Raw genomic sequence first — 21,715 nt, 5'->3', positions numbered from 1 at the left:
GCCGGGGACCTCCGGGTGACGATCAGTAGCGGTAGTGCTCGGGCTTGTACGGGCCCTCGACGTCGACTCCGATGTATTCGGCCTGCTCCTTGGTGAGCTTGGTCAACTGGCCGCCGAGTGCCTCGACGTGGATGCGCGCGACCTTCTCGTCGAGGTGCTTGGCCAACCGGTACACCGCGTTGTCGTACTCGTCGTTTTTCGTCCACAGCTCGATCTGGGCGATGACCTGGTTGGAAAAGCTGTTGCTCATCACGAACGACGGGTGTCCCGTCGCGTTGCCCAGGTTGAGCAGCCGGCCCTCGGAGAGCACCACGATCGACTTGCCGTCGTCGAAGATCCACTGGTCGACCTGCGGCTTGATGTTGAGCTTCTTGGCCCCCGAGCGCTCCAGGGCGGCGATGTCGATCTCGTTGTCGAAGTGGCCGATGTTGCCCAGGATGGCCTGGTCCTTCATCGCGCGCATGTGCTCGAGCGTGATGATGTCCTTGTTGCCCGTGGCCGTGATGACGATGTCTGCCTGGCCGATCCCGTCCTCGACGGTCACCACGTCGAACCCGTCCATCAGCGCCTGCAGCGCGTTGATCGGGTCGATCTCGGTGACGGCCACGCGCGCGCCCTGGCCGGCCAGCGACTCCGCGCAGCCCTTGCCGACGTCGCCGTAACCGCAGATCAGTACCTTCTTGCCGCCGATCAGCACGTCCGTGCCGCGGTTGATGCCGTCGATCAGCGAGTGCCGGGTGCCGTACTTGTTGTCGAACTTGCTCTTGGTGACCGAGTCGTTGACGTTGATCGCCGGGAACGGCAGTTCACCGACGGCCTCGAACTGATAGAGACGCAGCACGCCGGTCGTCGTCTCCTCGGTGACACCCTTGACCGATTCGGCGATCTTCGTCCACTTCGTCTTGTCGGTGTCGAAGCGCTGGCGCAGCACACCGAGGAAGACCTTCCACTCCGCCGGATCGTCGTCCTCGGCGGGCGGGACCACGCCCTGCTTCTCGTATTGCGCGCCGCGCAGCACCATCATCGTGGCGTCGCCGCCGTCGTCGAGAATCATGTTCGCCGGCTCGCCTTCCCAGGTGAGCATCTGCTCGGCGGCCCACCAGTACTCCTCGAGCGTCTCGCCCTTCCACGCGAACACCGGGGTGCCCTTCGGCTCCTCCGGGGTGCCGTGCGGGCCGACGACGACGGCAGCGGCGGCGTGATCCTGAGTGGAGAAGATATTGCAGGAAGCCCATCGAACTTCAGCACCCAGCGCCGTCAGCGTCTCGATCAGCACCGCCGTCTGCACGGTCATGTGCAGCGAGCCCGAGATCCGCGCACCTTTGAGCGGCTGAACGTCGTGGTACTCCTCGCGCAGCGCCATCAAACCGGGCATCTCGTGCTCGGCCAGGCGGATCTCCTTGCGGCCGAAGTCGGCCAGAGACAGGTCGGCGACCTTGTAGTCGATCCCGTTACGGGAGTCGGCCTTCAGCTCAGTCATGTAGAGCCCCTTTTCGTTCGTCTTGTCTATGAGCATTGCCTATGAGCGCACAGATGTGCGCACGGCGACATCTGAGTAGACATCCATAGCCTGCGGGCTCGCGGGACAGGCGCTTGTGCGGTGGAACCAGCCGTGGCGCTCTGACAGCTAAGGAATATCGATAACACCGTAGCGTTCGGCGAAGGGCGTCATCAATCGGGCCAGGTCACGCGCCACGTCGTGGCCGCGAGCGGGTGATGCGGCCGGGTCGGCTTCGGGCGGCATGGAGACGTAGCTCATCGCAAGCCGGACGATGGCCCTGGCCAGCACTCCGGCATCCTCTTCGCTGGCCTTCACCCAGCTGTCGACGAACGTCTGGGTCAGCCGCCGGCTGCAGTGGATGATGATCGGCCCGCTGTCGGTGGTGATGAGCTGCAGTAGGTCGGGTTTGGCCTCGCCCGTCAGCAACGAGATGACCAGCGGGTCGGCCGCGGACTCGGTGAAGAAGTCGCGGAAGCCCTGGTGGAACGCGGCGAAGACATCGCCGACGTTGCCCTCGATGGCGTCGTCGATTTGGTCGACGAGCCGGTCGGCCAGGCGCATGGCGTACGCCTGCGCCAGTCCCAGGCGCGAGCCGAACTCGTTGTAGATGGTCTGGCGGCTGATGCCTGCCGCCTTGGCGACGTCGGCGAGGGTGATCGCCGACCAGTCACGGGTGAGCAGGAGTTCGCGCATCCCGTCCAGGATGGAATCGCGCAGCAGCACCCTCGACGCTTCGGCGTACGGGATCCGCTGCGCGGTCCGGCGCGGGCTGTTCACACGCGCGACCTTAGTCTTTCTTTCCCGTCGCTTCGCTCGCCCACAACGTCTTTCTTTCCCGTCGCTTCGCTCGCCCACAACGTCTTTCTTTCCCGTCGCTTCGCTCGCCCAGCGCGTCGTCACGGACGGGCGACCTCGACCATCTCGAAGTCGGACTTGGCCGCGCCGCAGTCCGGGCAACTCCAGTCGTCGGGAATCTCGTCCCAGCGCGTGCCGGGGGCGATACCGTCCTCCGGCCAGCCCTTCTCCTCGTCGTATTCGAATCCGCACTGCACGCAGACGAACAGTTTGTACGGCTCGCTCATCGGTAGTTCCTTTCTCACTCAGACGGTCTCGAAGTCGACCTTCTCGCGCACCGCGCAGTCGGGGCAGCACCAGTCGTCCGGAATCTCGCTCCAGGCTGTGCCGGGCGGAAAGCCTTCCCGCGGAGCGCCTTTGGCTTCGTCGTAGACGTAGTCACAGCCCGGGCAGCGAAAGGCGGTCATGCGTGCACCCCGTGGCGGGCCAACACCTTGTCGCGCACGCGGGGGTGCACGTTCACCCGGGTGATGTCACCGTCGTAGTGGTCGAGCACCCGGTGGTCCATCACCTTGCGCCACAGCGGCGGAAAGTACGTCAGCGCGATCATCGACGCGTAACCGCTGGGCAGGTTCGGCGCACCCTCCATGCTGCGCAGCGTCTGGTAGCGCCGGGTCGGGTTGGCGTGGTGGTCGCTGTGGCGCTGCAGGTGGTACAGGAACAGGTTGGTCACGATGTGGTCGGAGTTCCAGCTGTGCACCGGCGCGCACCGCTCGTAGCGACCGGATTCGAGTTTGCCCCGCAGCAGGCCGTAGTGCTCGAGATAGTTGACGGTCTCGAGCAGCGTGAAGCCGAACACCGCCGAGATGACGATGTAGGGGATCAACGCCCAGCCGAACACCGCGATCAGCACGCCGTAGAACACCACCGACATCGCCCACGCGTTGAGCACGTCGTTGGACCAGTGCCACTTGGTCTTTCCCGCCCGCTCGAGCCGCTTGGCCTCCAGCTCCCACGCCGACTTCAGCGACCCGAACACGCTGCGCGGCAGGAACTCCCAGAACGTCTCCCCGAAACGGGCCGATGCCGGGTCCTCGGGCGTTGCGACCCGGACGTGGTGCCCGCGGTTGTGCTCGATGTAGAAGTGGCCGTAGCAGGTCTGCGCCAGCGTGATCTTGGCGAGCCACCGCTCGAGCGAGTCCTTCTTGTGCCCCATTTCGTGGGCGGTGTTGATGCCCACCCCGCCCAGCAGGCCGACCGACAGCGCCAGGCCGATCTTGGCGGGCCAGCCCAGTCCGCCGTCGAAGCCGAGCCAACTCAGGTCCGACGCGGTGAACAGGTAGGCGCCGAGGATCACGCTGGCGTACTGGAACGGGATGTATGCGTAGGTGCAGTAGCGGTAGTACTTGTCGTTCTCCAACCGCTCCATCATCTCCTCGGGCGGATTCTGCCCGTCCGGCCCGAACCGCAGGTCCAGCGCCGGCAGCAGGATGTAGAGCAGGATCGGCCCGATCCAGAACGGCACCTGCGCGGCGGCATGCCAACCCCACTGGTTGAACGCCCACACCAGCGGCAGCATCACGAACAGCGCGGTCGGGGCGATCAGGCCCATCAGCCAGAGGTAGCGCTTTCTGTCGCGCCACTGGGCGATGTTCGGTTCCTGCGTCTGCATGGCCATTGCCAAGCCTCCTGATGTGAGTGCCATCACGTCCGCAGTTGACTATAAGGCTGGATTTGTCGGTTGTCTAGACATAAAGCCGTAGTTTGTAAATCAACTGCGGGCTCGACCGCGCAGCCTTGTACGGCCGATGCCCGAAATGTGTACAAGGCTGCGCACTCGGCCGCCGTGGGAACGTGCAGAAGGGCTACGCCGAGATCTCTTGGCGTTCGCGGCGGCCGAGCACCGAGTGGCGACGGCCGTACAGGAAGTAGATGGCGACGCCGATCGCCATCCAGATCAGGAAGCGGATCCACGTCAGCGCGGTGAGGTTCAGCATCAACCACACGCAGGCCACGATCGAGGCGATCGGCAACCACGGCACGCCGGGCACCCGGAAGCCGCGTTCCAAGTCGGGGCGGGACCGTCGCAGCACGATCACGCCCGCGGACACCAGCACGAACGCGAACAACGTGCCGATGTTGACCATCTCCTCGAGCCTGCCGATCGGGAACACCGACGCCGTGATGGCCACCAGCGCGCCGACGATCAGCGTGATGCGCACCGGCGTGCCGTGGCGCCCGGTCCTGGCCAGTCCACGAGGAATCAACCCGTCGCGCGACATCGCGAAGAACACCCGCGTCTGGCCGAGCACCAGCACGATGACCACTGTCGTCAGGCCTGCGAGTGCACCGATCGAGATCACCTTCGCTGCCCAGTCGATCCCATTGGCGCTGAACGCCGTTGCGAGGTTGGCCTTCTCCCCCGCCTCACGCAGTTCGGTGTAGTGCACCATGCCGGTCAACACCAAAGCCACCGCGACGTAGAGCACCGTCACGATCCCGAGCGAGGCCAGGATGCCGCGGGAGACGTCGCGCTGCGGGTTCTTGGTCTCCTCCGCAGTGGTGGCCACGACGTCGAACCCGATGAACGCGAAGAACACGATGGAGGCGCCGGCCAGCAGGCCGTACCACCCGTAGCTGCTGCCCTCGGCGCCGGTGATCAGCGAGAGCAGCGACTGGTCGGTACCCCGTCCGCCTTCGCCAGGTTCGGCCGGCGGCACGAAGGGCGAGTAGTTGGCCGCCTTGATGTAGAACGCGCCGACGGCGACCACGAGCAGCACCACCGCCACCTTGATCGCGGTGATCGCCAGGCTGACCCCGGCGGAGAGCTTCGTCCCCAGGGCCAGGATCGTGGTGACGAACGCGATGATCAGCAGCGCGCCCCAATCTAATTGCACGACACCGAGATCCGCGGTCCCGCCACCGAACTCGAAAACCTCGCCGAGGTAGCTCGACCATCCCTTCGCGACCACCGCAGACGCGACCGCGAACTCGAGGATCAGGTCCCAGCCGATGATCCAGGCGACGAACTCGCCGAACGTCGCATAGGAGAACGTGTAGGCACTGCCCGCGACCGGCACCGTCGAGGCGAACTCCGCGTAGCACAGCGCAGCCAGCCCGCACGCGATCGCGGCGAGGACGAACGAGATCGAGATCGCGGGGCCGGTGATGTTACCGGCGGTCGAGGCGGTGATGGTGAAGATGCCCGCCCCGATCACCACGGACACCCCGAACACGGTGAGGTCCCACCAATTCAGGTCCTTGCGTAGCCGGGTGTCGGGTTCATCGGTGTCGGCGATGGACTGCTCCACCGACTTCGTCCGCCGAGCCATCGCAGGTCCTCCTGTTGGGTCCGTTCGGGCAATCTACCGAGTACCGTGCACCCAATGGGGCGGAGTTATAAACACGTGGCCGTGATCGGGGGCAGTCTCGCGGGCATGTGTGCGGCCAGGGTGCTCTCTGACGTCAGCGATCGAGTCACCATCTACGAACGTGACACGCTGCCCGAGGATCCCGGCAACCGCGCGGGCGTGCCGCAGGGCCGTCACGTCCACCTGCTGATGGCCCGTGGCGCCGCGGAGTTCGAGAGCCACTTCCCCGGTCTGCTCGCGGACATGGTGGCCGACGGTGTTCCGATCCTGGAGAACCGGCCCGACTGCATCCACTTCGGCGCGGCCGGCCACGTGCTCGGTACCGCACACCGGTTGCGTGACGAGTTCACCGCCTACGTGCCGAGCAGGCCGCAACTGGAATGGCAGATCCGCAAGCGGGTGAAGGACATCGACAACGTCGACTTCGTGCACGCCGGCGTCACCGAACCCGTCTACGACGCCGCGCGCGAGACGGTGACCGGTGTGCTGCTCGATTCGGGTCAGATCGTCGACGCCGATCTGGTGGTGGACGCCGCCGGTCGGGGTACCCGCCTGCCCGCGTGGCTCGCGAAGTGGGGTTACGCGCGTCCGGCCGAGGAAACGGTCGACGTCGGCATCTCGTATGCCAGCCACCAGTTTCACGTCCCTGACGGTCTGCTGGCCGAGAAGGTCGTAGTCGCCGGCGCTTCGCGAGAACAACCGCTCGGCATCGGCATGCTGTTCTACGAGGACGGCAACTGGAACGTCACAGCCTTCGGGGTGGGCAAGGCGCCCCCGCCGCGGACCGTCGAGCAGATCCTCGACCTGGCCGACGAGATCTTGCCCCCGCACGTGTCGGCCGCCCTACGACAGGCCACACCGCTGGGCGAGATGGCTTTCCACCGCTATCCGACGAGTCGGTGGCGCCGCTACGACACCCTGGAACGCTTCCCCGCAGGCATCATCCCGTTCGGGGACGCCGTCGTCAGCTTCAACCCGACGTTCGGCCAGGGCATGACCATGACGGCGATCCAGGCCGGAAACCTGCGCTCGGTGCTGGCATCCGGTGAGGGGGACGTGGCCGGTCGTCTCGCGAAAGCGACCGCCAAGACGACGTGGCCGGTGTGGGTGATGACGGCCATCGGCGACCTGACGCTGCACAACGCGACCGGCGAGGCCAAGTGGTGGTACAAGCCTGTCGGGGGGCTCTTCGACCAGTTTCTCGGCGCCGCGGAGACCGATCCCGTTCTCGCCGAGTGGTTTCTGCGCCGGTTCAGCCTGCTCGACAGCCTCTACATGGTCCCGTCTCCGCGGCTGGTGGGCCGCACCATCCGGCACAACCTGCGGTTGTGGCTGGCCGGAAAGCGGGCGGCCAAACATCCGGCCGCGGTGCCTCAATCGGCGTGAACCAGGCGCGAGCGGGTAATTTCTTGCCTATGACGAGGACGCGATGAGCGCAGGACTGTTCGGGCTTCTCGACGACGTCGCGGTGCTGGCGCGCATGGCCGCCGCATCGGTCGACGACATCGGGGCGGCCGCGGGCCGGGCGACCGCCAAGGCCGCGGGCGTCGTCGTCGACGACACCGCCGTGACGCCGCAGTACGTTCACGGACTGGCCGCAGAGCGCGAACTGCCGATCATCAAGCGCATCGCGATTGGCTCACTGCGCAACAAGCTGCTGTTCATCCTGCCCGCTGCGCTGCTGCTCAGCCAGTTCCTGCCGTGGCTGCTGACACCGCTGCTGATGCTCGGCGCGACATATCTGTGCTACGAGGGCGCGGAGAAGGTGTGGGGCCGCATTCGGGGCCACGACCACCACTCCGCGCCCGTCGCGACAGCGGGTGAGGACGCCGAGAAGTTCATGGTGACCGGCGCCATCCGCACCGATTTCATCCTGTCGGCGGAGATCATGGTGATCGCGCTGAACGAGGTGGCCGATCAGTCGTTCTGGCCGCGGCTGATCATTCTCATCGTCGTGGCGATCGTGATCACGATCGCGGTGTACGGCGTCGTCGCAGGCATCGTGAAGATGGACGACATCGGACTGCGCCTCGCGCAGCGCAGTTCGAAGTTCGCGCAGAAGATCGGCCGCGGTCTGGTGGCCGGGATGCCGAAACTTCTTGCCGCGCTTTCGGTCATCGGCACGGTGGCGATGCTGTGGGTGGGCGGTCACATCCTGCTGATCGGAACCAACGAAGTGGGCTGGCACCTGCCCTACAGCCTCGTGCACCACCTCGAGGAGATCGTCCACCACGCCGTCGGCGGTGTCGGCGGCGTGCTGGCGTGGCTGGTCAACACGGCCGCGTCGGCGGTCATCGGCCTGGTGGTCGGCGCGGTCGTCGTCGCCGTGATGCATGTGTTGCCGTTCGGCCAGGGCGCCAAGGAGAAGACGGCCCACTGAGCAGCTAGATGCCGACCGTGGCGCGGAACAACTTGGTCGGCTCCGTGGCCGCCAGCCGGATCGGCCCCTCGTCGGCGGGCACCCACGCCGCAGATCCCCGGTTCAGCGTGACGGTGCCGCCCTTGGCGTGCACCACGGTCGAACCCTCGGCGCACAGCAGCAGCTGCGGACCGTCGTGTCGCGTGGGCGCGTCGATCTCATGACCGACGCGGTCGGCGTCGATGTCGAGCACCGACAGCGAAAACTCCTGTGCCGGTGTGCGGTAGACCCATTCGATGCCGTCTTCGACTTTCTCGGGACGGACCACCACGTTCTCGGCGGGCGTGAAGTCGAGCACCCGCAACAACTCCGGGACATCGACGTGTTTGGGTGTCAGCCCACCACGTAACACGTTGTCGGAGTTGGCCATCACTTCGACACCGACACCGCTGAGATAGGTGTGCAGGTTTCCCGCAGGCAGATAGATGCCCTCGCCGGGGGTCAGCGTGATGCGGTTGAGGAGCAGGGACGCCAGCACACCCGCGTCGCCGGGATAGCGCTCGCCGAGTTCGAGCACGGTCTTCGCCTCGGCCGCGAACTCGTCTCTGCCCGAACACACGTAGTGGATGGCCCCGTCGATCACCGCGGGCACCAAGACGTCGAGATCGGGTTGCGGCGCGGTGATCCAGGTCGTGAACAGCGCGCGCAGTCCGTCGCCGTCCGGTTGGCCGGAGAGCAGGTTGACGAACGGGTCGAGATCGCTGACCTCGAGCGCACGCATCAACTCGATGGTCCGCCCGACCGGCCGGAAACCGGCGAGCGCCTCGAATGGCCGCACAGCGACGATCAATTCGGGCTTGTGGCTGGGGTCACGGTAATTGCGGTTGGGTGCCGAAACGGGGATGCCCAGCCTGTTCTCCCGTTCGTAGCCCTCGACGGCCTGCTCGGCGCTGGGGTGCGCCTGCAGCGACAACGGCTCGTCGGCGGCCAGCACCTTGACAAGAAACGGCAGCGCCTCGCCGAAGCGTGCGCAGACCGCGGCGCCCAACTGCCCCTCGGGATCGTCGCGCAGCGCATCCAGCAGCGAAAGCTCTCCGATTCCGGTCTTCAGCATGGCCGGGTCACCGGGATGGGCTCCGAACCAGAGCTCAGCCTCGGGATGTGCTGTGGGACTGGGCCTTCCAGTGAACTCGGCAATGTCCGTGCGGGAACCCCAGGCATAGGTCCGCACCGCTCCCTGTAGCAAGTGCACTTGGCTAACCTCGAACTAACTTCAGGTAGACGGCGGTCATCTCCAAGCGGACGGCGAGCATGGCCAACTGTTGTTCCATGCTGCCCGCCGCGGTCGACGCGTCCGGCACCGCTGATGCCTCCGGCAGTTCGGGCACGTCTTGGGCGCTGAGCACATCGACGTCGTCCAGATCCGCTGCCCGGGCAGCGACGATCGGCTGCTCCGCGTCGGTGGTGAGCACGAACGTCCGCATACGCCTCGGAAGCGGGCCGTCGATCTGTTCGTCGTGGAACATCGACCGCTCCCGGTCGGCCGCCGACGTGCCCCCCATGCCGCCGCGCAGCACCACCAGCGCATCGGCGAAGCCGGCCGCGGCGACGACTCGGTGAGCGATGCGCAACAGGATGGCCGCACAGTGCCGAGCCACCGCCAGCGTCGCCGCGCTGTCGCCGGCCAGCACCACTTCGCGGTCCGACATCCGTTCGGCCAGCGTCTTGGCCGGGTTCGTGAACAGCTCTCGGTTCGCGCTGTTGCGCAGCGCCTCGGCGTCGAGTTCGTCGGCCAGCGCGTCGAGATCGACGTGCATCGTCGGATCGACGGCGTCGAGTGTGGCCAGCCCGGCGGCGAGGTAGCGCACGAACGCGAACTCGTCGGGCACCCACACCCTGGGCGGCAACACCGCCGCCCGCCCGGCCGCGACGTCGCGTAGCGGCCCCTCATACGGCGCAACCACCACCACTCGCGCGCCGCGACGCACGCCGGTGGCGGCCGCGTTCACCAGAGCGGGATCGCCTGGGTCGTCACCCGCGACGACCAAGACGTCCAACGGACCGATCCACGGCGGAACCTCGGAGGCGACGACGATGGGTGCGGCCACCGACCCGCCCCACGCCGAAGCGAGCAGCGATCCGGCCGTCTCCGCATTGCCGCGACCGGCGACCCAGATCAACGTGCGCGGTGTGCCGTCGCTGCGCAGCGATTCGAGTTCGCCCTCCGCGAGTGCGGCGGCGGTGGAGCGCACCTGGGCGCCCGCCATCGACGCCGCGCGCAGCAGACCGTCGCGGTCGGCCCCGAGCAGGGCGTCGACGTCGTCGAGGTCGATGGTCGCGGCCGAGGAAGACGGGCCGGTGGTCATGTGACCACCTCAGAGCCCGAAGGGACCCGCCCACGAACGGTGTCTGAGACCTGTCCGACGATCTGGTCGACCTCGTCGGTGGTGCGGGCTTCGACGTTGAGCCGCAGCAGCGGCTCGGTGTTGGACATCCGCAGGTTGAACCACGCGCCCTCACCGAGATCGACGGTCACACCGTCGAGGTGGTCGATCGAGTGGATCCGGTTGCCGAACGCCTTGAGCACCTCGTCCACACACCGCTCGGCGTCGGCGACGGTGAAGTTGATCTCGCCGGACGCCTCATAGCGCTGATAGTCGGCCATCATCTCCGACAGCGGCCGGTGTTGTTCACCGAGCGCGGCCAACACGTGCAGGGCCGCCAGCATGCCGGAGTCGGCACCCCAGAAGTCGCGGAAGTAGTAGTGCGCCGAGTGCTCGCCGCCGAAGATCGCACCTGTCTCGGCCATCAGCGCCTTGATATAGGAGTGCCCGACGCGGCTGCGGACCGGCGTACCGCCCCGCTCCGTCACCAGTTCGGGCACCGCCCGCGAGGTGATCAAGTTGTGAATGACCGTGGCGCCGATCTCCCTGTTGAGTTCCCGCGCGGCGACCAACGCGGTCACCGCTGACGGCGAGACCGGATGCCCCTTCTCGTCGACCACGAAACACCGGTCGGCGTCGCCGTCGAACGCCAGGCCGATATCGGCGCCGGTTTGCAGGACGAACGCCTGCAGATCGGTCAGGTTGGCCGGATCCAGCGGATTTGCTTCGTGATTGGGGAAGGTGCCGTCGAGCTCGAAGTACAGCGGCGCCAGTGTGATCCCCGAGATCGGACCCAACACCGCGGGCGTGGTGTGGCCGGCCATGCCGTTGCCGGCGTCGACGGCGACCTTGAGCGGTCGCAGATCGGCCAGGCTCACCAGCGAGCGCAGAAACTCGCCGTAATCGGCCAACACGTCGCGGTCGCTGATCGTGCCGTGCGCACCGTCGTGTCCGGGGACACCGGCGATCACCTCGTCGGCGATGGTCGACAGCCCGGTGTCCTTGCCCACCGGTTTGGCGCCGGCACGACAGAGCTTGATGCCGTTGTAAGCGGCCGGGTTGTGGCTGGCGGTGAACATCGCGCCGGGACAGTCCAGAAGACCCGACGCGAAGTACAGCTGGTCTGTCGAGGCGAGTCCGATCCGCACCACGTCGAGGCCCTGGGCGGTCACGCCGTCGGCGAACGCGTCCGCCAGTGCGGGTGAGCTGGCCCGCATGTCGTAGCCGATGACCAGCTGCGACGCGTTGTCCCGCACGAGACGGGCGAAAGCGCCGCCGACGTCGGCGACGAACGACTCGTCGAGCTCGGTACCGACCAGGCCGCGCACGTCATACGCCTTGATGACGCGATGAACCGCCGCGGCGGGCCGGGACGGCGATGAGCGCTTGCGCGAAGAGCGCACGGGTGGGAACTCCTTGTGACATGGACTACTGCTGGCGCAAGCCTATCGGTCCGGCCAGACGCGTACGTCGTCTAGTCGGTGGGGTCCGGCAGCACCCGCAGATGGCCTCGGCGACGGCCGTTGGACTCCGGTCGCCTGGCGGGCGGCGCCATCAGCGAGCCTCCGGGCGCACCGGTCACGGGGTCGGAGAACCCGGTCGCCATCCGGTTGATCGGCGGAGCGACGTCGCGCCCCTCCCGGACCGCATCGGCGAGCGCGACGAGATCGTCTTCGTCGGGGTGTGAGGGCAGCGGGCCGGCGTGGCGCACCAGTTCCCAGCCGCGGGGCGCGGTGACGCGGCCGGCGTGCACGACGCACAGGTCCCATGAGTGCGGTTCGGCCACCGTCGCGAGGGGGCCGACGACCGCCGTGGAGTCGGCGTAGACGAATGTCAGCGTCGCGACCGCATAGTGCGGACACCCGGGCCGGCAGCAGCGACGGGGAACGTTCACAGCGGAAGGCTATCGTGGCCGCACTCCGCACGCCGCCGGACACGCGCAGCCTGCCGACGGCCGATCTCGAACCGTTACGATCCAGTTCATCGCGCACGAAAGGAGCACCCAAGCGGTGGCCAAGCGTGGACACATGCGCGCGCGCCGGGGTCGCGAGTTGCGCGGGCCGTTACTCCCCCCGACGGTGCCGGGCTGGCGCAGTCGCGCCGAGAAGTTCGACATGGCGGTGCTGGAGGCTTACGAGCCGATCGAGCGGCGTTGGCAGGACCGGCTTGCGCAACTCGACGTGGCGGTCGACGAGATACCACGGATCGCGCCGAAGGATCCCGACAGTGTGCAGTGGCCACCGGAGGTGATCGCCGACGGGCCGATCGCACTGGCCCGGCTGATCCCGGCGGGCGTGGACGTCAGGGGGAACGCCACACGCGCGCGAATTGTGCTGTTTCGCAAGCCAATCGAGCGGCGGGCCAAGGATTCCGTCGAACTCGAGGAGCTGCTGCATGAAATCCTGGTGGCTCAGGTCGCCACATATCTGGGCGTCGAGCCTTCCGTCATCGACCCGACGATCGACGACGATTGAGCGCGCGGCTCAGATGATTCCGCGCTTGAGGCGGCGACGCTCGCGCTCGGACAGGCCGCCCCAGATCCCGAAGCGCTCGTCGTGCGCCAGGGCGTACTCCAGGCAGGCATCGCGCACTTCGCAGCCCTGGCAGATGCGCTTGGCTTCGCGCGTCGAGCCGCCCTTCTCCGGGAAGAACGCCTCGGGGTCGGTTTGGGCGCACAGCGCCTTCTCCTGCCAGAGTTCGTCCTCCGGTGTCAGCGCCGGCGCCATATCGATCGGATCGGGCACCAAACTCAGCTGGGGACGCCGCGGCGTCTCGAGCGGTACCGGTTCCGAATGGGCGTGCGGCGCGCTGTCTACTGAGCCGAAGACTCGGCTGTCGAACCGAACCAGACGATCGAAATCGCCGTACTCAAAAGACATCTTCCGCCTCCTCACCTGGTCTCGTTGATCCCCTATAAGTGGCCCACCGGAACGTGGAACACTTCCAATTCGAACAAGTGATCGAATCTCGGTCTGCGGCACCGGAACCGGATGGCCTACCGGGAAATGACACTGCTGTGATTACACACGCGTCAGTCGCCCTGGTCAAGCTCTAGAACAGGAATTCATACCATTCCGTGATCGAAATACGGCGAGTCGTGACCTCGGCGTGTCCATCACACTCCCGTCCGCCAGGCCGACGCCCACTCCTGCCCGTAGCGGATTCGCTTGGACGGCCTACCCTCGATCGATGTGAAGGTCACCGTACTGGTCGGCGGCGTCGGTGGCGCCCGCTTCCTGCTCGGGGTGCAACACCTGTTGGGGCTGGGGCAATTTGGTGGCGCCCACGGTACTGCTGAGACTGATGATACTGCTGAGCACGAAGTCACTGCAGTGGTCAATGTGGGCGACGACGCATGGATGTTCGGCGTGCGGATCTGTCCGGATCTCGACACCTGCATGTACACCCTCGGTGGTGGTATCGATCCCGAACGCGGCTGGGGCCACCGCAATGAAACCTGGCATGCCAAGGAGGAACTCGCGGCCTACGGCGTGCAACCCGACTGGTTCGGACTCGGCGACCGGGATCTGGCGACACATCTCGTGCGCAGCCAGATGTTGCGTGCGGGGTATCCGCTGTCGCAAGTGACCGAGGCGCTGTGCGCGAGGTGGGCGCCCGGGGCCCGGCTGCTGCCGGCCAGTGACGACCGCAGCGAAACACACGTCGTGATCACCGATCCCGGACCCGGCCAGTACGCCGGCGAGAAGCGCGCGATCCACTTCCAGGAGTGGTGGGTGCGGTACCGCGCGAAAGTGCCAACGCACAGCTTCGCTTTCGTCGGGGCGGAGAAGGCCACCGCCGGACCGGGCGTCGCCGAGGCCGTCGACTCGGCCGACGTCGTCCTCATCGCGCCCTCGAACCCGGTGGTGAGCATCGGGGCGATCCTCGCCGTACCCGGTATCCGCGGGGCGCTGCGATCGACAGCGGCGCCGGTGATCGGCTACTCCCCGATCATCGGCGGAAAGCCGTTGCGGGGCATGGCCGATGAATGCCTGTCGGTCATCGGTGTGCCGAGTACGTCGCAAGCCGTCGGCGGGCACTACGGCGCACGCTCCGGTGTCGGGATCCTCGACGGTTGGCTGGTGCACGAGGGGGACGGCGCTCAGATCGACGGTGTCGAGGTCCGCGCGGTGCCGCTGCTCATGACCGATCCGCAAGCCACCGGCGAGATGGTCCGCGCCGGAATGGCTTTGGCGGGCGTGAAGCCATGAGCGAATCTTCGGCGCCCCGTGCCGACCATGGCTCCGCGGCCGCTGTCGAGCTGTTACCCGTTGCAGGCCTACCCGAGTTCCGGCCCGGCGACGACCTCGCGGCCGCTATCGCCGCGGCCGCGCCGTGGCTGCGCGACGCCGACATCGTCGTGGTCACGAGCAAGGTGATGTCGAAGTGCGAGGGCCGCATCGTCGACGCGCCGATCGACCCCGAGGAACGCGACGTGCTGCGGCGCAGGCTCATCGACGCCGAGGCGGTCCGCGTGCTGGCGCGCAAGGGCCGCACGCTGATCACCGAGAACGCGATCGGCCTGGTTCAGGCCGCCGCTGGCGTCGACGGCTCCAACGTCGACTCCGCTGAACTCGCGCTGTTGCCAACCGATCCCGACGCCAGCGCCGCCACACTGGCCTCGGCTCTGCGCGAGCGGCTCGGCGTGACGGTCGGCGTCGTCGTCACCGACACCATGGGCCGGGCGTGGCGCAACGGACAGACCGACGTCGCGATCGGCGCGGCGGGCGTGGCCGTGCTGCACAATTACGGCGGTTCGGTCGACCGGCACGGCAACGAGCTGATCGTCACCGAGATCGCGGTCGCCGACGAGATCGCCGCGGCCGCGGATCTGGTGAAAGGCAAGCTGACCGACATCCCGGTCGCGGTGGTGCGCGGGCTGCGGCTGCCCGACGACGGTTCCACCGCGCGCCGGCTGGTACGGGCAGGCGAGGAGGACCTGTTCTGGCTCGGCACCGAGGAGGCCATCGCGCTCGGCAGGAGCCAGGCGCAACTGCTGCGCCGGTCGGTGCGCCGGTTCGCGGCCGAGCCCGTCGACCCCGCGATCGTGGAATCGGCTGTCGCCGAGGCACTCACCGCGCCGGCACCGCATCACACCCGACCGGTGCGGTTCGTGTGGTTACAGGATCCCGCCCGACGGTCGATGCTGCTGGATCGGATGAAGGACAAATGGCGCGCCGACCTGTCCGCCGACGGGCGTCCCGCCGACGCCGTCGAACGTCGTGTCGAGCGCGGCCGAATCCTCTACGACGCGCCCGAAGTGCTCATCCCGTTCCTGGTGCCCGACGGTGCGCACAACTACCCGGACGCCGACCGCACGGCCGCAGAGCACACGATGTTCACCGTTGCGGTCGGCGCGGCGGTGCAGGCGCTGCTGGTGGCGTTGGCCGTCCGCGGTGTCGGCAGCTGCTGGATCGGGTCGACGATCTTCGCCCCCGACATCGTCCGTGAGCAGCTAGACCTGCCCGAAGACTGGGAACCGTTGGGCGCCATCGCGATCGGGCACCCCCAGGATGGGACGCCGTCCGGCCCGCGGTCTCCCGTGCCGACCGACGGACTGCTGGTTCGCAAGTGAGCCTGCACGCATCGGCGGTCGACGTCCTGACCCGTTGGCACGCACCGGATCCCGCACAGGACACCCTGCGGCACGCGGTGTTGGCGTTCCTGGCGGCCAGACCCGACGGTTGTCTGCGCGAATGCGCTCCCGGCCACGTCACCGGGTCGGCACTCGTGCTCGACCACACCGGCACGCGCGCCCTGCTGACCCTGCACCCCCGGTTCGGCCGATGGCTGCAGCTCGGCGGGCATTGCGAGCCGACCGATTCCGATGTCGTGGCGGCCGCGCTGCGAGAAGCCACCGAGGAGTCCGGCATCGGGGGCCTCAGGATCGACCCGACCATGGCCGCGCTGCACGTCCACCCCGTCAGGTGTTCGCTCGGCGTGCCGACCCGTCACCTCGACATGCAGTTCATCGTGCACGCCCCCGCCGATGCCGAAATCGCGGTGAGCAACGAGTCTTTGGACCTGCGGTGGTGGCCGCTGGACGCGCTGCCCGAGGATTGCGATTTCGGCCTCACCCAGTTGGCGGCCACGGCACGCTGCAGGTGATTTCGGTGTCCAAACGCTCGCTCAGCGACTGGGCGAGCACCGAACTCACTCCGCTATACGTCGGTCGAGAATCGTATTCCGCCGTCGGGAATCGTCACCCCCGGCCACACGCGGGCACCGCGAAGGAGTTCACAGCGGGCGCCGATGTCGGCGCCGTCGCCGATCACGCCGTCGCGGATCAACGCACGCGGACCGATTCGGGCACCGAACCCGACGATCGAGCGTTCGATCACCGCACCGGCGCCCACCCGCGCGCCGTCGAAGATGACCGCACCGTCCAACCGTGCGCCACCGGCGATCTCGGCGCCGCGACCGACCACCGCGCCACCGATCAACAGCGCCCCGGGGGCGACGCTGGCACCGTCGTGCACCAGCTTCTCACCCCCGTGCCCGCCCAGCGCGGGTGACGGCGCGATACCGCGCACCAGATCCGCCGACCCCCGCACGAAGTCCTCCGGTGTGCCCATGTCGCGCCAGTATGTGGAGTCGACGTAACCGCATACCCGAAGCCCGTCGGAGAGCAGGCCGGGAAACACCTCGCGTTCGACCGAAAGCGCCCGACCCTTGGGTATGCGCTCGATCACTTCGCGCTTGAACACATAGCAGCCCGCGTTGATCTGATCGGTCGGCGGGTCTTGCGTCTTCTCGAGGAACGCGGTGACCATGCCATCGGAATCGGTTGGCACGCAACCGAATGCGCGCGGGTCACCGACGCGCACCAAGTGTAGCGTCACATCGGCGGCGTTGCTCTCATGCGAGTCCAGCAGCGCACGCAGGTCGGCCCCGGACAGCACGTCGCCGTTGAACACCAGCGCGGTGTCGTGACGCAACTTTCCGGTGACGTTCGCGATGCCGCCGCCGGTGCCCAGAGGTTCGGTCTCGACGACGTATTCGATCTGCAGACCGAACTTGGAGCCGTCCCCGAACTCCGATTCGAACACCGCGGCCTTGTACGACGTGCCCAGTACGACGTGTTCGATACCGGCCTCGGCGATGCGCGACAACAGGTGTGTCAGGAACGGCAGGCCGGCCGTCGGCAGCATCGGCTTGGGCGCCGACAGGGTCAACGGTCGCAGCCGGGTGCCCAGACCGCCGACGAGGATGACGGCGTCGACGTGTGCGGGGTTCACTGGCGCCGTCCTTTCGCCCGTTTGCGTCGTGAGTTGCGGACCACCAGGCCCGCACGCGCGGCGAGCGAGCTTCGGATCGTCCACCGCAGCGGACCCTGCCACCACCTGGGGTATCGATCCGCGAGGAAAGTGTAGGTGCTGGTGTGATGGGCGGCCAAGTTGCGCGCGGGGTCCTTGCCGGTCGCGTGACCCTTGTCGTGCAAAACCTCGGCGGCCGGGACGTACACGTTCTGCCAACCCGCCCGTGACAGCCGATCACCGAGGTCGACGTCCTCCATGTACATGAAGTAGCGCTCGTCGAAGCCCGAGATCTCCTCGAACGCCGACCGGCGCAGCAACAGACACGATCCCGACAGCCAGCCGACGGCGCGTTCGCTGGGCTCCCGGCGCTCCTGACGGTATTCGGCGGTCCACGGGTTGGACTTCCAGAACGGCCCCACGACGGCGTGCATCCCACCGCGCACCAGGCTGGGCTGGTGCCGGGCCGACGGGTAGACCGAACCGTCCGGGTCGCGGATCAGCGGGCCGAGCGAACCGGCACTCGGCCACCGGGCGGCGGCCTCCAACAGGATGTCGATGCTGCGCGGGCCCCACTGCACATCGGGGTTGGCCACGATGAAGAAGTCGTTGTTGTCCGAGTCCTTCAGATACTCGGCGACGGCGCGGTTCACCGCGCTGCCGTACCCGAGATTGCCGCCGGTGGGCAGCAATCGGGCGTTGGGATAGCGCGCGAGCGCCTCTTCGGGTGCGCCGTCGGTGGAGCCGTTGTCGGCCATCACGACTGTCACCGGCCGGTCAGTGGCGTGCGACAGCGACGCCAGGAACCGGTTGAGGTGCGGGCCCGGCGAGTACGTCACCGTGACGACGACCAACTCGTCATTCATGTGGCACCAGTTCCGAACTCACGGCGTCGAGGGTATCGGGCCGCCACGCCCGTACCGCGACAGCGCATCGGCCAACGCCTCGCGCCACGGGCGCAGCGGCGTGAGGCCCGCCTCGACCGACCGTCGACCCGACAACGCCGTATACCGTGGGCGCCGCGCGGGCCGCGGCTTGTCGGCGCCGGCGACGGGCCGTACCCGCTCGGGGTCGGCGCCGACGGCCTCGAAAACCGCCCTCGCCTGGTCGTAGCGGCTGGCCTCACCGACGTTGGCGGCGTGCAGCACCGGTGCATGGATCGCGCCGTCAGCGATCTCCAACAGCGCCGAGGCGAGATCACCGGCGTAGGTCGGCGATGCGGTCTGGTCGGCCGCCGCATCGACCGGGTCGTCACCGGCGGCCTTGCGGCGCATGGTCGCGGCGAAGTCGGTTCCGTCGGCGCCTTCGTACACCCACGACGTTCGCACGACGTGCGCGCCGGGCAGGGCGGCCAACACGGCCCGCTCCCCTTCGAGTTTGGTGCGGCCGTAGACGTTCACCGGTCCCGTCTCGTCGTCGATCTCATACGGGTGGCGCGCTGTGCCGGAGAACACGTAGTCGGTCGAGATGTGGATCAGGCGGGCGCCGAGGGTGGCGCATGCCCGCGCGAGATGAGCCGGCCCGTCCGCGTTGACCGCGTGCGCACGGTCTTGCTCGGCCTCGGCCGCGTCCACGTCGGTGACCGCGGCGCAGTTGATCACCACGTCACCGGCTTCGATGACACGCTGGGCGGCGGCCGGTTCGGTGATGTCGAACTCCGACGACGTCAGCGCCAGTACCTCGCGGCCCTGCTGACGAGCTTGACCTGCAAGAACCCGACCGACCATGCCGCCTGCGCCGGGTATGACGATCCTGCCGGGTCCGCGAGAAGTCATGGTCACGAGTCTGGCACGCCGACGCGCGCTACCCGCTTAGCGCCCATCTCGCCAGTAGCCTGGGCTGATGCCCGGTCGAATGCTCCGTGTCATCGCCGTGTCCGCGGCCTTGGCGATCGTGGTCGGTACCGGAGTCGCGTGGGGCAAGATCCGCTCGTTCGAGTCCGGCATCAACCACATCTCGTCGATCGCGCTCGGAGAGGGCGGCGAAGACGGCGCGATCGACATCCTGCTCGTCGGTATGGACAGCCGCACCGACGCGCACGGCAATCCGCTGTCCCAGGAGGAACTGGCGACGCTGCGGGCGGGCGACGACGAAGCCACCAACACCGACACGATCATCCTGATCCGCGTCCCCAACAACGGGAAGTCCGCCACCGCGATCTCGATCCCCCGCGACTCCTACGTCGAGGCGCCGGGTATCGGCAAGATGAAGATCAACGGCGTCTACGGCTCGGAACACCTCGAGAAGATGACCGAGCTCGTCGAGCAGAAGGGCATGGACCCGACCGAGGCCCAGCCGAAGGCGACCGAAGCCGGGCGCGAGGCCCTGATCAAGACCGTGGCCAACCTCACCGGCGTCACCGTCGACCACTACGCCGAGGTCGGCCTGCTGGGCTTCGCACTGATCACCGATGCCCTCGGCGGCGTCAACGTATGCTTGAAAGAGCCTGTGTACGAACCGCTCTCGGGCGCCGACTTCCCTGCGGGCTGGCAGAAGCTGAGCGGTCCGCAGGCGTTGAGCTTCGTCCGGCAGCGCCACGATCTGCCGCGCGGCGACCTCGACCGGGTCACGCGCCAGCAGGCAGTGATGGCTTCCCTTGCGCACGAGGTGATCTCGGGCAAGACGCTGTCGAGTCCGGCCACCTTGAACCGGCTGCAGGACGCCGTGCAGCGCTCCGTCGTGCTCTCCGACGGTTGGGACGTCATGCAATTCGCCGAGCACCTGCAGAAGCTGGCCGCCGGCAACGTCGCGTTCGCCACCATTCCGGTGTTACAGGAGAATGGCTGGAGCGACGACGGGATGCAGAGCGTCGTGCGGGTCGACCCCACCGAGGTCAAGAGTTGGATCGAAGGCCTGCTGCACGAGCAGGACGAGGGTAAGACCGAGGAGATCGCCTACACGCCCGACAAGACCACCGTCGAGGTCGTCAACGCCACCGAGGTCAACGGTCTGGCCGCCGCGGTGTCGCAGGTGCTGACCAACAAGGGGTTCACCCCCGGCGCGACGGGCAACCACGAAGGTGACCCGGTGGCCAGCAGCCAGGTGCGTGCCAACAAGACCGATGACCTTGGCGCACAGGCCGTCTCGAAGGATCTGGGCGGATTGGCAATCGTCGACGACCCGTCGGTGGGCCCGGGGCACGTGCGCGTCGTGCTGGCCGACGACTACACCGGTCCCGGTTCCGGTCTGGACGGCAGCAACGTTCCGACGCTCACGTCCGATACCGTGGCCGTCGGTTCGACCGAGACCGCCCCGCCTCCGTCGCCGATCCTGACCGCCGGATCCGACGATCCGGAATGCGTCAACTAACGTCGAGCAGCGTGACGACAGTCAGCGGGGCCATCCTCGACCCGCTCATGGCCTCTGACCCCGCCGGCCCCCGCATCACCTACTACGACGACGCGAGCGGCGAACGCATCGAGTTGTCGGCCGCCACGCTGGCGAACTGGGCGGCCAAGACGGCCAACCTGTTACGCGACGAGTTGGGCGCGGGCCCGTCGTCTCGCATCGCGGTTCTGCTGCCCGCGCACTGGCAGAGCGCCGCCGTGTTCTTCGGTATCTGGTGGATCGGCGCCGAAGCGGTGCTGGGTTCCGGGGAGTCCGCCGACGTCGCGCTGTGCACCGCGGACCGGTTGGCCGAGGCCGACGACGCGGTCGGGATGGGTGGCGGAGTAGGTGAAGTCGCGGTGCTGTCGTTGGATCCGTTCGGCAAGCCCGCCGCCGATCTGCCGGTCGGCGTCACCGACTACGCCACCGCCGTACGGGTACACGGCGACCAGATCTCACCGGAGCGTATGCCCGGCCCGGCGCTCAACGGTCGCGGCGTCGACGAGGTCCTCGCCGCGGCCCGCCAATCCGCGGCGGCACAGGGTCTCACCGCATCCGACCGCGTGCTGTCCAGCGCCGGATGGGACACCGCCGACGAACTCGTCGACCACATGCTGGCCGTTTTCGCTGTCGGCGCCTCGCTCGTGCAGGTGGCCAATCCCGACGCCGCGTTGGCCGACCGCCGGCGGGCAACCGAGAAGGTCACCAAGGGTTGAGCGGCC

At 67.7% G+C, this 21,715-nt stretch carries 22 protein-coding genes; 8 read left to right on the top strand and 14 right to left on the bottom strand.

All coding sequences use genetic code 11. The features are described from left to right. Positions 1-22: 22 nt before the first annotated feature. The 6 genes from ahcY to AU198_RS02295 all read right to left on the bottom strand — a co-directional run bounded on the left by ahcY (position 23) and on the right by AU198_RS02295 (position 5,628). Positions 23-1,480 carry an adenosylhomocysteinase gene (gene ahcY / locus AU198_RS02320; protein ID WP_064346021.1) on the bottom strand — a complete coding sequence of 486 codons (1,458 nt, stop codon included), beginning with the start codon at positions 1,478-1,480 and terminating at the stop codon, positions 23-25. A gap of 147 nt (positions 1,481-1,627) precedes the next feature. After that, entirely contained in the window at positions 1,628-2,278 is a 651-nt protein-coding gene (locus AU198_RS02315; RefSeq protein ID WP_064345823.1) for a TetR/AcrR family transcriptional regulator, read from the bottom strand. A 119-nt stretch (positions 2,279-2,397) separates the two neighbouring features. Beyond that, the gene (locus AU198_RS02310; protein ID WP_064345822.1) at positions 2,398-2,583 is read right to left on the bottom strand and encodes a rubredoxin; all 186 of its coding nucleotides are present in this window, start codon (positions 2,581-2,583) and stop codon (positions 2,398-2,400) included. An 18-nt stretch (positions 2,584-2,601) separates the two neighbouring features. Next, the gene (locus tag AU198_RS02305; RefSeq protein WP_064345821.1) at positions 2,602-2,763 is read right to left on the bottom strand and encodes a rubredoxin; all 162 of its coding nucleotides are present in this window, start codon (positions 2,761-2,763) and stop codon (positions 2,602-2,604) included. Continuing rightward, positions 2,760-3,974, bottom strand: a complete 1,215-nt coding sequence (locus AU198_RS02300; protein WP_156431453.1) for an alkane 1-monooxygenase — start codon at positions 3,972-3,974, stop codon at positions 2,760-2,762. Before AU198_RS02300 ends, AU198_RS02305 begins: the two co-directional genes overlap by 4 nt. A 187-nt stretch (positions 3,975-4,161) precedes the next feature. Beyond that, positions 4,162-5,628, bottom strand: coding sequence for an amino acid permease (locus AU198_RS02295; protein ID WP_064345820.1), 1,467 nt, complete (start codon positions 5,626-5,628; stop codon positions 4,162-4,164). 54 nt (positions 5,629-5,682) lie between these two features. Here AU198_RS02295 and AU198_RS02290 point away from each other — a divergent pair, with 54 nt between their 5' ends. Next, positions 5,683-7,053, top strand: coding sequence for an FAD-dependent oxidoreductase (locus AU198_RS02290; RefSeq protein ID WP_064345819.1), 1,371 nt, complete (start codon positions 5,683-5,685; stop codon positions 7,051-7,053). Positions 7,054-7,096: 43 nt separating this feature from the next. Then, on the top strand, positions 7,097-8,047 hold the full coding sequence (locus AU198_RS02285; protein ID WP_064345818.1) for a DUF808 domain-containing protein: 951 nt from the start codon (positions 7,097-7,099) through the stop codon (positions 8,045-8,047). A 4-nt stretch (positions 8,048-8,051) separates the two neighbouring features. On the opposite strand, the gene manA is transcribed toward AU198_RS02285, so the two are convergent. From manA to AU198_RS02265, 4 genes are all read right to left on the bottom strand, one after another. Next, positions 8,052-9,278, bottom strand: coding sequence for a mannose-6-phosphate isomerase, class I (manA, locus tag AU198_RS02280; RefSeq protein WP_064345817.1), 1,227 nt, complete (start codon positions 9,276-9,278; stop codon positions 8,052-8,054). 4 nt (positions 9,279-9,282) lie between these two features. Beyond that, positions 9,283-10,392, bottom strand: a complete 1,110-nt coding sequence (locus AU198_RS02275) for a hypothetical protein (RefSeq protein WP_064345816.1) — start codon at positions 10,390-10,392, stop codon at positions 9,283-9,285. Beyond that, positions 10,389-11,813, bottom strand: a complete 1,425-nt coding sequence (locus AU198_RS02270) for a phosphomannomutase/phosphoglucomutase (protein ID WP_064345815.1) — start codon at positions 11,811-11,813, stop codon at positions 10,389-10,391. The genes AU198_RS02275 and AU198_RS02270 overlap by 4 nt, the downstream gene beginning before the upstream one ends. 71 nt (positions 11,814-11,884) lie before the next feature. After that, positions 11,885-12,304: a DUF3499 domain-containing protein gene (locus tag AU198_RS02265; RefSeq protein ID WP_064345814.1), complete on the bottom strand. Its 420-nt coding sequence runs from the start codon at positions 12,302-12,304 to the stop codon at positions 11,885-11,887. 157 nt (positions 12,305-12,461) lie between these two features. Between AU198_RS02265 and AU198_RS02260 the strand changes: the two genes are divergently transcribed. Next, positions 12,462-12,884, top strand: coding sequence for a metallopeptidase family protein (locus AU198_RS02260; RefSeq protein ID WP_064346019.1), 423 nt, complete (start codon positions 12,462-12,464; stop codon positions 12,882-12,884). A gap of 9 nt (positions 12,885-12,893) precedes the next feature. Here AU198_RS02260 and AU198_RS26365 read toward each other — a convergent pair whose 3' ends face one another. Beyond that, on the bottom strand, positions 12,894-13,136 hold the full coding sequence (locus AU198_RS26365) for a WhiB family transcriptional regulator (RefSeq protein WP_172798283.1): 243 nt from the start codon (positions 13,134-13,136) through the stop codon (positions 12,894-12,896). A 465-nt stretch (positions 13,137-13,601) separates the two neighbouring features. On the opposite strand from AU198_RS26365, the gene cofD reads away from it, so the two are divergent. Genes cofD through AU198_RS02240 form a run of 3 tightly spaced genes read left to right on the top strand, consistent with a single transcriptional unit; the run spans position 13,602 to position 16,518 of the window. Beyond that, a complete protein-coding gene (gene cofD / locus AU198_RS02250) occupies positions 13,602-14,621 on the top strand; it encodes a 2-phospho-L-lactate transferase (protein ID WP_064345812.1) in 1,020 nt (339 codons plus the stop codon). After that, positions 14,618-15,985, top strand: a complete 1,368-nt coding sequence (locus AU198_RS02245; protein WP_064345811.1) for a coenzyme F420-0:L-glutamate ligase — start codon at positions 14,618-14,620, stop codon at positions 15,983-15,985. The genes cofD and AU198_RS02245 overlap by 4 nt, the downstream gene beginning before the upstream one ends. Continuing rightward, positions 15,982-16,518, top strand: coding sequence for an NUDIX hydrolase (locus AU198_RS02240; RefSeq protein WP_064345810.1), 537 nt, complete (start codon positions 15,982-15,984; stop codon positions 16,516-16,518). Before AU198_RS02245 ends, AU198_RS02240 begins: the two co-directional genes overlap by 4 nt. A 53-nt stretch (positions 16,519-16,571) precedes the next feature. Here the strand turns inward: AU198_RS02240 and manB are convergent, their stop codons facing one another. The 3 genes from manB to rfbD are packed head-to-tail and all read right to left on the bottom strand — an operon-like array spanning position 16,572 to position 19,441. Continuing rightward, positions 16,572-17,648, bottom strand: a complete 1,077-nt coding sequence (gene manB / locus AU198_RS02235; protein ID WP_064345809.1) for a mannose-1-phosphate guanylyltransferase — start codon at positions 17,646-17,648, stop codon at positions 16,572-16,574. After that, positions 17,645-18,532, bottom strand: a complete 888-nt coding sequence (locus AU198_RS02230; protein ID WP_064345808.1) for a glycosyltransferase family 2 protein — start codon at positions 18,530-18,532, stop codon at positions 17,645-17,647. Before AU198_RS02230 ends, manB begins: the two co-directional genes overlap by 4 nt. An 18-nt stretch (positions 18,533-18,550) precedes the next feature. Beyond that, positions 18,551-19,441 carry a dTDP-4-dehydrorhamnose reductase gene (rfbD, locus tag AU198_RS02225; protein WP_064346018.1) on the bottom strand — a complete coding sequence of 297 codons (891 nt, stop codon included), beginning with the start codon at positions 19,439-19,441 and terminating at the stop codon, positions 18,551-18,553. Between the two features lie 67 nt (positions 19,442-19,508). Between rfbD and AU198_RS02220 the strand changes: the two genes are divergently transcribed. Next, entirely contained in the window at positions 19,509-20,975 is a 1,467-nt protein-coding gene (locus AU198_RS02220) for an LCP family protein (RefSeq protein ID WP_064345807.1), read from the top strand. Further along, positions 20,963-21,709 (top strand): TIGR03089 family protein, encoded by a 747-nt coding sequence (locus tag AU198_RS02215; protein WP_064345806.1) that lies wholly within the window; start codon positions 20,963-20,965, stop codon positions 21,707-21,709. The genes AU198_RS02220 and AU198_RS02215 overlap by 13 nt, the downstream gene beginning before the upstream one ends. Positions 21,710-21,715 lie beyond the last annotated feature (6 nt).

Source organism: Mycobacterium sp. GA-1199, assembly GCF_001500045.1.
Taxonomy (GTDB): Bacteria; Actinomycetota; Actinomycetes; order Mycobacteriales; family Mycobacteriaceae; genus Mycobacterium.
Note: the sequence above shows the minus strand (reverse complement) of the source record. Positions and strands in the feature narration are given on the sequence as shown.